Origin of the sequence: Sphingomonas sp. S2M10 (assembly GCF_012650175.1) — a bacterium.
Lineage (GTDB): Bacteria > Pseudomonadota > Alphaproteobacteria > Sphingomonadales > Sphingomonadaceae > Sphingomonas.
Map to the genome: position 1 here is coordinate 87,859 of NZ_JAAILI010000067.1, position 11,510 is coordinate 99,368.

At 65.5% G+C, this 11,510-nt stretch carries 15 protein-coding genes; 1 reads left to right on the top strand and 14 read right to left on the bottom strand.

Features of this window, described 5'->3' with window-relative positions:
• Window positions 1-3: 3 nt before the first annotated feature.
• From S2M10_RS16900 to S2M10_RS16945, 10 genes are all read right to left on the bottom strand, one after another.
• On the bottom strand, window positions 4-258 hold the full coding sequence (locus tag S2M10_RS16900) for a hypothetical protein (RefSeq protein ID WP_168847096.1): 255 nt from the start codon (window positions 256-258) through the stop codon (window positions 4-6).
• Window positions 255-998, bottom strand: a complete 744-nt coding sequence (locus S2M10_RS16905; protein ID WP_168847097.1) for a site-specific DNA-methyltransferase — start codon at window positions 996-998, stop codon at window positions 255-257. Before S2M10_RS16905 ends, S2M10_RS16900 begins: the two co-directional genes overlap by 4 nt.
• Window positions 995-1,648, bottom strand: a complete 654-nt coding sequence (gene parA / locus S2M10_RS16910) for a ParA family partition ATPase (RefSeq protein ID WP_168847098.1) — start codon at window positions 1,646-1,648, stop codon at window positions 995-997. The genes S2M10_RS16905 and parA overlap by 4 nt, the downstream gene beginning before the upstream one ends.
• Entirely contained in the window at window positions 1,645-2,790 is a 1,146-nt protein-coding gene (locus tag S2M10_RS16915; RefSeq protein WP_168847099.1) for a replication initiator protein A, read from the bottom strand. Before S2M10_RS16915 ends, parA begins: the two co-directional genes overlap by 4 nt.
• A gap of 18 nt (window positions 2,791-2,808) precedes the next feature.
• Complete coding sequence (locus S2M10_RS16920; RefSeq protein WP_168847100.1) at window positions 2,809-3,090, bottom strand: helix-turn-helix domain-containing protein; 282 nt, start codon at window positions 3,088-3,090, stop codon at window positions 2,809-2,811.
• A 139-nt stretch (window positions 3,091-3,229) separates the two neighbouring features.
• Window positions 3,230-3,685 carry a DUF2285 domain-containing protein gene (locus S2M10_RS16925; protein ID WP_247650869.1) on the bottom strand — a complete coding sequence of 152 codons (456 nt, stop codon included), beginning with the start codon at window positions 3,683-3,685 and terminating at the stop codon, window positions 3,230-3,232.
• Window positions 3,686-4,131: 446 nt separating this feature from the next.
• Window positions 4,132-4,392 (bottom strand): DUF2285 domain-containing protein, encoded by a 261-nt coding sequence (locus tag S2M10_RS16930; protein ID WP_168847101.1) that lies wholly within the window; start codon window positions 4,390-4,392, stop codon window positions 4,132-4,134.
• A 105-nt stretch (window positions 4,393-4,497) separates the two neighbouring features.
• Window positions 4,498-4,749 (bottom strand): helix-turn-helix domain-containing protein, encoded by a 252-nt coding sequence (locus tag S2M10_RS16935; RefSeq protein WP_168847102.1) that lies wholly within the window; start codon window positions 4,747-4,749, stop codon window positions 4,498-4,500.
• A 388-nt stretch (window positions 4,750-5,137) separates the two neighbouring features.
• Window positions 5,138-5,308 (bottom strand): hypothetical protein, encoded by a 171-nt coding sequence (locus S2M10_RS22440; protein WP_211091101.1) that lies wholly within the window; start codon window positions 5,306-5,308, stop codon window positions 5,138-5,140.
• A gap of 266 nt (window positions 5,309-5,574) precedes the next feature.
• The gene (locus S2M10_RS16945) at window positions 5,575-5,976 is read right to left on the bottom strand and encodes a single-stranded DNA-binding protein (protein ID WP_168847103.1); all 402 of its coding nucleotides are present in this window, start codon (window positions 5,974-5,976) and stop codon (window positions 5,575-5,577) included.
• Between the two features lie 466 nt (window positions 5,977-6,442).
• Here S2M10_RS16945 and S2M10_RS22445 point away from each other — a divergent pair, with 466 nt between their 5' ends.
• Window positions 6,443-6,589 carry a hypothetical protein gene (locus S2M10_RS22445; protein ID WP_211091102.1) on the top strand — a complete coding sequence of 49 codons (147 nt, stop codon included), beginning with the start codon at window positions 6,443-6,445 and terminating at the stop codon, window positions 6,587-6,589.
• An 87-nt stretch (window positions 6,590-6,676) separates the two neighbouring features.
• On the opposite strand, the gene S2M10_RS16950 is transcribed toward S2M10_RS22445, so the two are convergent.
• The 4 genes from S2M10_RS16950 to S2M10_RS16965 all read right to left on the bottom strand — a co-directional run.
• Window positions 6,677-7,093, bottom strand: coding sequence for a hypothetical protein (locus S2M10_RS16950; protein ID WP_168847104.1), 417 nt, complete (start codon window positions 7,091-7,093; stop codon window positions 6,677-6,679).
• Between the two features lie 164 nt (window positions 7,094-7,257).
• Window positions 7,258-8,193: a DUF2493 domain-containing protein gene (locus tag S2M10_RS16955; protein WP_168847119.1), complete on the bottom strand. Its 936-nt coding sequence runs from the start codon at window positions 8,191-8,193 to the stop codon at window positions 7,258-7,260.
• A 362-nt stretch (window positions 8,194-8,555) separates the two neighbouring features.
• Entirely contained in the window at window positions 8,556-9,593 is a 1,038-nt protein-coding gene (locus S2M10_RS16960) for a toprim domain-containing protein (RefSeq protein ID WP_168847120.1), read from the bottom strand.
• Window positions 9,593-11,510, bottom strand: a 1,918-nt coding sequence (locus S2M10_RS16965; protein WP_247650870.1) for a strawberry notch C-terminal domain-containing protein, incomplete at its 5' end; no start/stop codon positions are given. The genes S2M10_RS16960 and S2M10_RS16965, both read right to left, overlap by 1 nt.

Sequence of the window (11,510 nt, forward strand, 5' to 3'; positions counted from 1 at the left end):
CGGTCATGGTCGTTCTCCGTTCGGGGGTGGAAATTCCTGCGCGAGCAGGTCGCGCAGCATGTCGGCGACGGTCACGCCGCGCTGGAAGGCGGCGACCTTGATGCGGCCGCGCAGCTCGGGCGTGATGTCGATGGTCAGCCGGGCCGTGAAGGTGGCGGCGCCGTCCTTCCGGCCGGGCGGCGCATCGGCTGCCCTGATCCAGCTTTCGGCATCGCCGGGGCGGGACGCGAAGCCGCGCTTGTCGCCACGCGCGTTCATGCCGTGCCTCCTGCATGGAATGGCAGCACGGCCGCGAGCCGCGTGCGAGCGCGCTCCGCGGTTGCGGCATCGATCTCGCAGCCGAGATAGCGGCGGCCTGCGAGCCGGCAGGCTTCGCCGGCGGCGCCCGATCCGGCGAACCAGTCGCCGACCAGGCCGCCCGCTGGGCAGCTTGTGCGGATCAGGATTTCGAGCAGTCCGGCGGGTTTCTCGGTCGGATGGATTGCCCTTCCGTGGCAGTTGCGAGCGTAGATGACCGAGCGCATGAGGCGCGGCCCGCCGTCCTGGCTCACGTAGTGGCCGGCGTCGATCCGGCCGGTATGCGGCGGCCGCTGCTTGCGCCGGACGCTGCGGGCGGTCGCATCCGGCGTGGTCTGGACCTCGTTGTAGATTTCGCGCCAAGGCGTCTCGGCGGGATAGAACTGGACGGCCAGTTCATGCACCCGCTTGAAGCGGTCGGCATGAAAGCTGGAGCCGTTCTGCTTCTCCCAGACCACCTCCTGCGCCAGCCGCAGGCCCGCGTCGGCGAACTGATCGGCGGTTGCCATGAAGCAGCGCAGCGAGCCGAAGACCCAGAGCGAGCCGGTCGGCCGCAACGCGGCGCGGGCGAGCGGCAGCCAGCCGTCGACGCGGCGATCCCAGGCAAGCGATGTATCGCCATAGGGCGGATCGGCGAGGATCAGGTCAAAGGGGCCGAAGCCAGGCATCAGATCGCGGCAATCGCCGGTGAGGATCGTCATGGGGCGATCCTCTCGATGCGCAGCCGGTCGATTTCGGCGGCGAGCGTGGCGATTTCATCGGCGGCCCGGCTGTGGTGGTCGATCTCGAAGGCAAGCCGACCGGATTGCGCGGCGTCGGCGAAGACGACGCGCTGGCCGACGGTGCTGCCGAGAAGCGGAGGATCGTGGTCGGCCAGCGTTTCGGCGGTTTCACGAGCGATGACAGTGCGGGCGCCACAACGGTTCAGGATGAACCGCGCGGCGAGGCCGGGCCGGTAGATGCGCGCTTCGTGCAGAAGCGCGAGCATCTCGGCCGAGGCCCAGCCGTCCAGCGGCGAGGGCTGCACCGGGATCAGCACCAGATCGGCGGCGAGAAGCGCGGAGCGCATGAGGCCGGCGACACGGGGCGGCCCGTCGATGACGATATGATCGGCATCGCGGGCCAGTTCCGGGGCCTCCCGATGCAGCGTATCGCGGGCGAGGCCGACAGTGCCGAACAGGTGCGGGAGGCCCTCGCGCGAACGCTGCTCGGACCAGTCGAGGGCGGAGCCTTGCGGATCGGCGTCGATCAGGGTGACGCGGCTTCCCCGACGCGCCCATTCGCCGGCGAGATTCAAGGCCAGCGTCGTCTTGCCGACGCCGCCCTTCTGGTTGAGAAGCGCGACGATCATCGGGCGTCTCCCGAACGATCATCGAGGGGCAGCTCTGGCGAATCCGGCTCGTGCGGCTTTCCGATCCGGTGGGAGGCAGGGGTGCTTCCGCTTCTCTTCGCGGCTATGCTGAGGCTTCGCGCGGTATCGCGGATGAGGTTTTCCACATCGCGCGCGCGCTCTTCAAGGTTAGATTCTGTGTTAGACTCTAAGTTAAGGGCGCGATTTTCGCTTTTGCTGTCGTGGGTTAACCCCTGTTTCCGTTCCCGATAGCACGATACCGGCGTTCCTGATGGCACGATAGTTCGCGTTCCCGATAGCACGAGGCCGTCCACAGCTTGTCCACAGGGCGCGAAGGCGAGCAGCATCTGGCCGCCGGCCTCGATTTCCATGAACAGCGTGTAGCCGGGCAACGGCTGGCGACGGATGATGTCGCGCAGCTCAAAGACGAAGCGACGAAAGGGAGAGAGGCTGCCGGATTTCTGATGGAGGTGGCGAAGATCGAAGCGCCAGCCGTCGCGCTGGCGGCCGCCGTGCTTGCGGACGATCCGGTAGAGCCAGCGGTCGAGGCCGCCCGTGAGATCGAAGTAGGCCCGGTCGATGGTCAGGACGAGCGCGTCGTCGAGCACGGCCTGATAGAACCAGTCCGGCACGATCATCTCGATTCCATCGGGGCGGCCGGCGCGATCCGTGCGTTCCTTCCATTCGTTGATCCAGGAGAAACGATGCCGACGGCCCTCGGCCGGCTGGCGGATCGTCGTCGATACGGTCGTCGATTGCAGCCGGTCGAGGGCCGCCTTCAGGCGCTGATAGTCCCGGAGCGAAGTGCCGCGGCCGACGAATTTGAGGATTTCGTAGGGCGTGGTGGCCATCAGACGGGAGGTGCGCAAACCAGCATCGCGCGCTTCGACGATCTGGCTGGCCGCCCAGATCAGGATGTCGGCGTCCCATATGGTCGCCATGCCGTGATCGGGCACGGCCTCGACCCGAATCGTCACGTTACCGGCGGAAAAGTCGATCGGTGCGACGCGATGGGTCTTGGAAAGGGAGAAGAAGGGATAGGCCATGAGATCCTGCGCATCTCTTGGCGCGAAGTCACCGGGGAGCGCCCGAAACAGATCGAGCTGTTCGCGCTCCGAAGGGGATCGACGACGCACCACCATGAAGGACTGCGATCGCGGTCAGCGCGCGAAGCGGCCGGACGGCCCGCGGACGGGAAGTGGCTGGCGCTTTGCCGGCAGCACCTGTCCGCGCGGGTCGGAGGTGGATGTGACAGCGCCGAGCGCGGCCCAGGCTTCGAGATCGTCGACCGAGTAGACCACCCGGCCGCCGAGCTTGCGGTATGAGGGGCCGGTTCCGTAAGTCCTGTGCTTCTCAAGCGTCCTGGCGGACAGGCTGAGAAAATCTGCGGCTTCCTTGGTGCGCAAGAAGCGTGGCGGCAGAACGGCGAGATCGGGTCGCATGGATCGGGCCTCCGTGGGGTTGCGGGTGGCCGCTGCGGTTCAGCGGCGGACGGCGACCACGGTGGCGGAGGAAGGGCTGCGAGGGGGATGGGGAACTTTGGGGGGGCAAAGATTCCCACCCCCGCATTGCGCAAAGCGGTCAGGATTTGCGGCGATGGCGCAGAAGCTGGAGATACCCGCCGCCGATGGCGGCCAGGCCGCCTTCGACGAGGTTGATCACCGCGTCGCGCAGCGGGGAGGTCTTCCACGGCTCGGCAGCGACACGCGCCGCACCATATATGACCGTGCCGATCTCGCGGTAGCTGGCGCCGCTCATCCGGCCATCCGCGGCTTGGATCATCAGGCGCAGGCGGCGGCGCTGCTGGACGGTCATGCGGGTGTCGGCGGGCACCTTGCGGCCATAGAGGCTTCGCCAGAAGCGGGTGAGCGCCTCGATCCGGTCGAGCATATCGGCATCAATGGGGATCAGGGCGACCAGCGGGCCGGCGGGATCGGCGCCGGGAAGAAACAAGACCTGTATGGTGGCGTCGCCGACATGAAGGGCGTAGCTGCCTTCGGGACTATCGCGCCTGACGCCGATACCCGTAAGTGGCATATATGGGCCAGCCGCGAGAATATCGGGAAGTCGCATGAGGGTCAGGACCGCCGGAACTGCGGCCGGGGACCAGAAAACGCTCTGCGCCAGGGCGGACAGGCCGGGGCGGGCCGGGAAATCGAAGACCCCAGCGGCGTTGGACTTCCTGCGGAAACGGCAGGGTGTGGGTGTTTGCGGTCACGAGCGCCCGATACTGGCCCTGATAGGGTTCGTGGCGGCGCAGGCATTCCCAGGCGAGACCTTCAACGGGCAGCATATCGAAGAAATCGTAACTGTCACGGTCCCGCCAACGCGATACATCGGGTCTCATGCGTCAGCTCCTTCAAGATGCCGCATAGGCGAGTTGACATGAAACCGCACATTTGCAGGTTGATGGAAGTCCGGCGTGCGGCATCGCCCGGTGCCGCAATGGCAGCACGAAACCGGCGATAGCCTTTGCTTGACAATCAGTTGCGGGGTTCCCGCAGCAGGTGCCTATAGCCGGTATGGGTCATCCAGCGGGCGCGGGCGAGATGGCTGTCATGGATGAGGCGGGCACGATCCGGTTCATGGTTCGGGTTGACCCCGAACAGCACTTCGACCGCTTCGCGCCAATCGGCACCATCGGCGGCGGCGTCGAGCAGCCGCATGTAGAGCTTGACGTGGGATTTGTCGTATTCGGTCAGCTCCTGACCGGATGGTGCTTCATCCTCGAAAGCGTCGATCACAGCTCTGCCCCATGTTTCGGTCTGGATACCATGCGAACGGGACACTTTGACGAATGGCCTCCGGTGCCGAACTCTTTGCTTCTGGCGTTTCCGGCCGAAAGCCGATCAGGATTTCCGATTTTCGCCTCGCTCATCGACAAGCAGCACCCCAATTCCGCGATCCGTTAACAGGAGAACGATGCCGGCTGCCTCAAGCGCCCTGCGAACCTGATCGCGCGTCGTCTCATAGACCTCGAGATCGCTTGCCGATTCGAGGCGCTTGAGCGCGGTCAGTGATACCTGGGCCTTGTCAGCGAGCGTCTCCTGCGTCCAGCCAAGCAACGCGCGCGCGGCCCGAGATTGTCGGGCGGTGATCATACATGATCACCTCCCAGACCGACCAAAGCGTATGCTAGAACTACGGCTATTTTAGTCGTTCTTTGCGTCGGATGCCAGTTGGAAGTGGTTTCAGATGCTGGTTTTTCGATAGCTCCGGCCGAACTGATTCGGTTCGGTGTGATGCGTGAATGCGTCCATCGGACCAGGGAGAGGAGGATGGGTTTGGGAAGGAGGGCGAGGGAACCGTCGCCTCCTTCCCTTGGGGGTGGATGTTTGAAGGAGGGGGCTTGCCCCTTCCTTCATGGGGAGAGTGTTGAGAGGGGGGATCGCCCCCCTTTCATCAGCAGCGGCGGTCGATCGATTCGACCGCCGCTGCTTGCGACGGTGCGGTGGCGAGAGGCGGCGAAAGCCGCCTCTCGCCGGAGGCTCAGTTGGTGCCAATCCACCAACGGCTGCCGCGCCCCTGCGCGGCGAGAATGCTCATCGCCGCCTCATCGGCTTCGACGGCCCGGATCGCGTCCTCCAGCTCATCATGGGGGCCGAGGTTTTCAACCGGGACGACGTCGCCATCCTCGTCGTAGCCGCCATGCAGATACATTGGGGCTTCGGCGAGGCGTTTCGCGGCAAGCTCGGCCTCGCGGATGAGCCGGAAGGCGTGCTTGCGCTTGCGCCAGTAGTCGGGGCTGCCGCCATCGATGGGGGTGATGATCGGACGTCAGAGAGCAGAAAGTTCGCGGCCCCATCGGGGCCGCGCTCCTCGCTTCCGCTCACAGCAACCGATGGAGATCTTTCTCGGCTGGCGCGGAGATCTTCCGCGAGCATGAAAACCCGGCGGCTCGCGCCGCCGGGCTCCAGGCATCCCGCTCAGAACGGGATGTCGCCGTCGTCGATGAACTTGCCGTCGTCGTTTTCGGTCTGCTTCGCCCGGCTCAGGAAGTCCACCGTCTCGGCAATGATCTCGCAGCCGTAGCGGTCGACCCCGGCGGCGTCGGTCCATTTCGTGTAGTGGATGCGGCCGCGCACCAGGACCTTCATCCCCGTTTCGCAATATTGCTGGATCGACTTGCCGAGACCGTTGAAGGCGGTGATCCGGTGCCATTCGGTGTCCTGGACCCGGTAGCCCTTCTCGTCGCGGACGATCCGGCCTTCCGAGTAGCGGGGGCGCGAGGTGGCCAGGGTGAAGTGGGTGATCGCGGTGCCGCCCATGGTGGTGCGGGTTTCGGGGGCCTGGCCGATGTTGCCGGCGAGAATGACGATGTTCTGCATTGTAAGTCTCCGTTGCTCCTCGGAGGGACCATCCCTCCGACGAGACCCGGCCAAGTCCGTCGGGAGACGCCAGCAACTGCCGCCTTCACGGCAGCTCGCCCCCAAGGCCCGGAGTGGTGCGGGCCGGCGCTTGCGCCAACACGGTCCGGAGCCGCGGGGGTTGCGGTCGGAAACCGAACGGGCTTAGGGGATCAGTCAGTCGGAGGGATTGGTGCCTCTGAGAGCATGAACCGGGGACGCACAGCGGAACCTTCGTCATCGCTGGCAACAATGTCCTGACAGGCTCGTGGAACCTGCCCACCTATGCCGGCGCCTCGTGAGAACACCGTCACCGGCAGCCTCGCGTTTCCGCTCGGACAGGCAAGGTCGGCCGGAAAGAGAAGAGGACAGCTACCGGGTTCAGGGCGAATGGCCCGCATCCGCCTCGATGGGCGAAGGTGCGATCCGGCGAATTGCCTAAACGGGGATGAAGGTTCCGGTGTGTGGCCTGATTCCCACGATGGAATGGGCTGGCGTGGTGGGTGAGATTGAGCAACTGCGGGATATTCGCTCGATGACTGACTTCCTTGCCGGGCGAAGCAGACCGAAAATGACGGCGCGGATTTACCGATGACCCGACTGTTCCGCCTTGTGCGGGATGCCCGGAGCCCGGTGGCGCGAGCCACCGGATTGCCTCATGGGAGCGGTCCGTGGCGAAGCGTCAGCGCGAAAAGACGGCGGTTCCGAGTGCGTTGAGGTTCACCATCGCGGCGGCACCGATGATGAAACCGCCCATGCCTCCGAGCAGGTTGAGCAGGATCGCCGAGTCCGTGGCATTCTTGGTGACGCCATAAACGAGCGCATATCCGGCGACGGCGGCGGGAATGGCGAAGGCGGTCAGCGCGACAAGCCGCAGGGCCGGGTTCCGGGCAAAGCCGAGAACGGCAATGACCAGCGCGACCGAAAGAAGCGCCGCGCCGATGGCGGCGAGACCGGACATCAGCAATCCGGCGTCGGCACCGTAGACATACTGGAATGCCGTGAGCCCGACCATGAATGGCAAGGCGTATATGGCGAAATGATAGGCGATGACGCAAAGCGCGATCGACAGGGAGATGGCAAGCAGGATCAGCGTCATGGCAGCCTCCGCATGAACGGTTGAGGATCACGACAGGCTGCCGGGAGATGGGCTCCGCCTGCGACTATGCTGCTTCGCCGGTTCTGCAAGGATGACTTATTTGACCCCGAATACGGACCTGCGTCAAGTAAAGGCGGCTGAAGCAGCCGCCGGACGGCGGCGCTTTACGCGCCGCCGTCGAACTTCATGACGGGAATGCCGAGTTCATTCGCCCGGCGAGCGAACTGTTCCTGTATCCCGGAGCCGGGGAAGACCATGACCCCGATGGGAAGGGTGTCGAGCATGGCATCGTTGCGCTTGAAGGGCGCGGCCTTGGCGTGCTTCGTCCAATCGGGCTTGAAGGCGACCTGCGGCACTTTGCGGGAATCTGCCCAGCGGGAGGCGATCAGTTCGGCGCCCTTCGGTGTGCCGCCGTGTAGAAGCACCATCTCGGGATGCTTTGCATGGACCTGATCGAGCTTCGCCCAGATCAGGTGGTGATCGTTGAAGTCGGCGCCGCCGGTGACGGCGACCCTGGGACCGGCGGGCAGCAGCACCTCGGTCTCGGCCCGGCGTTTCGCGGCAAGGAAGTCGCGGCTGTCGATCATCGCCGAGGTGAGGTTGCGATGGTTGACCATCGAGCCGCTGCGCGGCCGCCAGGCGCTGCCGGTGTGGTGCTCGAAGGCGTCGGCGGAGAGGTCGCGAAACAGTTCCATCGCGTTGCGCCGTTCGATCAGGGTCTGGCCCTCTGCCGTGAGGCGTTCGAGTTCGACGCTCTTGACCTCGCTGCCATCCTGTTCCCGCTGAAGGCGGCGCTGCGCCTGCTCGTTGAAGTCGAGATCGCGTTCCACTCGGTTGGCGGCACGGTGGAAGAGGTTGGCAGCCCCCCAGAGCAGATCTTCGAGATCGGGTTCAAGGCGGGTGTCGGCAAGCGTCGAGACGAGGGCGTCGAAGATGTCTGCGACGGCGGTGGCGACGATGTTGCCCTCCGGCAGCGGCCGCGGATCGGGTTCGTCCTGAAACGGACGCCAGCCGTAAAGCTGGAGTTCGGTGAGGATGTGATCGGTAGGGGATGAGGTATGGACCGGCTCGAAACCTGCGGTATCGTCTTCGTGCGTCATCGGGAGCGTCCTTTGTCTGGAGACCGCGCCCATCGCGGCCTTCGCAGGCGTCGAAGCTCACGGCCGGGACGGTCTGGCAGCCCTCGCGCTCCCGCGAGGGCCTTGATGGCCAAGGCCGGCTAATTTGTTTCGCGCTGCAAAGGCGGGGAGCCACCCCACGCGACCTGTCGCGTGGGGTGGCTCCCCGCCGGCGGAAATTAGTCGGCCGCCGCCATTGCCCGACCGGCCGGGCTGTGAGCCGATCGCCCTCTCAGAAGGCCGTGGGCGCCGGCTTTTCCGACAAGGAAGGATGCTTCCGGTGACGGGCGGAGACGGCAGGTGAAGAGACGCGGATCAGGCCCATCCCCTTGCCGGGCATGTCCTCATACCTCCAGAAACCGGCGGACGTCTTCAGGATGAAGCTGGTCCTTCAGGGCCGCCCGGAGGGCATCGGTGCCGTAGCGTCGAAGATCGTCGTTGAAATCGCCATCGACCGGCGTGAGTGACATCGCCTCGATCCCGAGGCTCGCTGCTCTGGCAATCAGGCTGTCTCTTGCACCGTCCCCGGCCGGGTCGCGGTCCCGGACGACATAGAGACGGCGCAGCGTTGCCGGAAACAGGATGGCTGCGAGGTGAGCGGCCGAAAGCGCCGCCAGCATCGGCATGTGGGGCAGAACCTGACGGGGCGACAGGACTGTTTCGATACCTTCTCCGGCGGCGAGAACCTCACCGGCGGCACCGAAGCGGACGCCGTGGCCGAGAAGGTCACCCATTGCGCGCCTCGGTGTTTCGACAGACGCCTTGCCGGAACCGTCGCGGGCGAGCCAGGTGCGGTGCGCGCCGGTCTGTCGTCCGTCAAGGTCGGTGACGGATGCGACCATCGCCGGCCAGATCTCGGTCGGCGAATGCTCGTCAGGCCGATAATAGCACCGGGAATGGTAGCGCAGAGCGGTGATGCCCTCGAGCGACGTGATCGCCCGCCCGCCGAGGTAGAGCGCCGCAAGCGTGCCGGGGAGCGGCTTCGACATGGCGAAGAGCCGCCGAGACGCTTCAGGCGAACCGACCGCCATGCCCGGTACCCGGCTGGTGGGTGTTCTGGTTTTTTCCGGTTCGGGATGCGGGAGCGACAGGAACCGGCGCGCTTCCTCGGCCACGTCCTTGAAGTCGGCGAGGCCAAGTGTCTGGCGGATGATGTCGAGCAGATCGCCATGCTCGCCGGTGGCGCTGTCGGTCCATTTCCCGGCGGGGCCTTTGGCAGAATCCCGCAAGCGCACATAGAGAGAGCGGCCGGGATTGTTCTGGAGATCCCCGACCAGCCAATAATTGCCAGCGCGCTTGCCGGAGGAGAGATATTCGCGGCATACCGCCTCGGCCTCCCGGCCGAGACGGTGTGCCAGATCCGGTGCGGAGTGGGGCTGCATCATGCGGCCTCCCGCTCGCCGATGCGTTCGACCGGCCAGCGGTCGAAGAGCCGGGCGAGAGCGGCGGGGCCGGAGGTATCGACCGGCACGAACATCCTGAGCTTCCACGAGATGATCTCGTGGAAAAGCCCGTATGCGGTCAGGCGTTCGCGCATCGTGTCGGTGAAACCCGAGAGTTCGATGCGCAGCGCGCCCATGACCCGGACCCTGCGAAGCTGGAGGCCTTCGGCAAGATCGAGGATGGTGCGGCCGTCCATCAGCGCCGTGAAGGCATCTTCGGGCGAAAGAGTGGTCGTGCCGGTCACGGTCGCATGGGCGACCCAGGCGGGCGAGACACGGCGGCCGATGATCCGTTCACCGGCATCGGTCTGAAGCCGATAGACGTGGGTGCTGTCGGTCGGGAGCCTCTTCCAGATCGGCAGCAGCAGGCCGGTCACCATATGCAGGGTGGCGTCGGAGAACTCCGGCACATCCGCCACCTCGGCATTCCAGGCCGATGCGAAGGCATCCCGGTCGGCCTCGACCCAGCGGGTTTCCGGCATGGCCTTGACCGGGATATTCTGTCCTTCCATCGGCCGGATCAGCCGGACCCGGCGCTCGATCTCGCCATCGTCGAGCATGACGCTGGTGGTGGGCACCTGCACAGCGGCGCGGCCCGACCGATCATTGACCAGCAGGACGGCACGCGGATCGTCGAGATACGACAGCGCCTCGGCCAGCGTGACCGGATGGTTGCGCTTGCGTTCGGTGATGGTCAGCAGGCGGGTTTCTGCGCCGGTGCGCGGGTGGGTGTAGATCGTCTGGCGGTCGGTGACGATGAAGCTCTCGGCCGTCAGCGTCTCCAGCCCAGCGTCATAGGTGCCGGACGCGATGGCGCCCTCGATCTTCGCCGACAGAAGCTGCTCGAAGGCGGTGAAGAGGATGCCCTGAAGCTCGATGGTGAGCGCCAGCATTCGGTTCAGAAAGGTCGTGATGCCGGGAAGATCGTCCTTGATCCCGTTTGAGTCCATCAGCTTCAACCCGGTCGCCGCCTCGAAACGGTCGAGGCTGCAACCCTCGACCTTGCCGCGCACCAGCAGGAGATAGAGCTGGCGCAGAGCGTCGCGCGCGTAGTGCGATTCCAGATTGTCCTCGGGCCGGAACAGGCCCTGACCGCCGGTCTGGCGCTGGCCGCGGGTGATTGCGCCCAGCGTGTCGAGGCGGCGGGCAATGGTCGAGAGGAAGCGCTTCTCGGCTTTCACGTTGGTCGAGATCGGCCGGAACAGCGGCGGTTGCGCCTGATTGGTCCGGTGGGTGCGGCCAAGGCCCTGAATGGCCGTGTCCGCTTTCCATCCGGCTTCAAGCAGGTAATGGACGCGCAGCCGGGTGTTCCGCGCCGACAGTTCGGCGTGGTAGGACCGGCCGGTGCCGCCGGCGTCCGAGAACACCAGTGCGCGCTTGCTATCGTCCATGAAGGCCTGCGTCTCGGCGAGGTTGGCGGAACCGGCACGGTTCTCGACGACGAGGCGATCCAGCGTGACGCCATTGCCCGGCTTGCGGATGATACGCCGCGAGCGCCCCGTGACCTCGGCCACGGTATCCGTGCCGAAATGCTGGATCACCTGATCCAGCGCGCCGGGAACCGGCGGCAGGCTGGCGAGATGGGCGATCAACTCGTCGCGCCGGGCGACGGCCTCGCGGCTTTCGACCGGCTGGCCGTCTCGGGTGACGGGCCGCGACGACATATTGCCCTCGCTGTCGGTGAAGGGCTCGTAGAGTTGGGTCGGGAAGGAATGGGCGAGGTAGTCCAGGACATATTCTTTGCAGTCGCAGTTTATGTCGAGCGTGGCGGCGAGAGACGCAGGTTTCCTTCGGTTTTCCATGATTTCACTCCAGATAATTACGGTTCCCTCGACCTGAACAAGTCGAAGGAACCAA

Excerpts from the sequence above, each read along its gene's own strand:
- S2M10_RS16900 (WP_168847096.1), bottom strand. The coding sequence starts at position 258 with ATGAACGCGCGTGGCGACAAGCGCGGCTTCGCGTCCCGCCCCGGCGAT.
- S2M10_RS16905 (WP_168847097.1), bottom strand. The coding sequence starts at position 998 with ATGACGATCCTCACCGGCGATTGCCGCGATCTGATGCCTGGCTTCGGC.
- parA (WP_168847098.1), bottom strand. The coding sequence starts at position 1,648 with ATGATCGTCGCGCTTCTCAACCAGAAGGGCGGCGTCGGCAAGACGACG.
- S2M10_RS16915 (WP_168847099.1), bottom strand. The coding sequence starts at position 2,790 with ATGGTGGTGCGTCGTCGATCCCCTTCGGAGCGCGAACAGCTCGATCTG.
- S2M10_RS16920 (WP_168847100.1), bottom strand. The coding sequence starts at position 3,090 with ATGCGACCCGATCTCGCCGTTCTGCCGCCACGCTTCTTGCGCACCAAG.
- S2M10_RS16925 (WP_247650869.1), bottom strand. The coding sequence starts at position 3,685 with ATGCCACTTACGGGTATCGGCGTCAGGCGCGATAGTCCCGAAGGCAGC.
- S2M10_RS16935 (WP_168847102.1), bottom strand. The coding sequence starts at position 4,749 with ATGATCACCGCCCGACAATCTCGGGCCGCGCGCGCGTTGCTTGGCTGG.
- S2M10_RS22440 (WP_211091101.1), bottom strand. The coding sequence starts at position 5,308 with ATGTATCTGCATGGCGGCTACGACGAGGATGGCGACGTCGTCCCGGTT.
- S2M10_RS16945 (WP_168847103.1), bottom strand. The coding sequence starts at position 5,976 with ATGCAGAACATCGTCATTCTCGCCGGCAACATCGGCCAGGCCCCCGAA.
- S2M10_RS22445 (WP_211091102.1), top strand. The coding sequence starts at position 6,443 with ATGAAGGTTCCGGTGTGTGGCCTGATTCCCACGATGGAATGGGCTGGC.
- S2M10_RS16950 (WP_168847104.1), bottom strand. The coding sequence starts at position 7,093 with ATGACGCTGATCCTGCTTGCCATCTCCCTGTCGATCGCGCTTTGCGTC.
- S2M10_RS16955 (WP_168847119.1), bottom strand. The coding sequence starts at position 8,193 with ATGACGCACGAAGACGATACCGCAGGTTTCGAGCCGGTCCATACCTCA.
- S2M10_RS16960 (WP_168847120.1), bottom strand. The coding sequence starts at position 9,593 with ATGCAGCCCCACTCCGCACCGGATCTGGCACACCGTCTCGGCCGGGAG.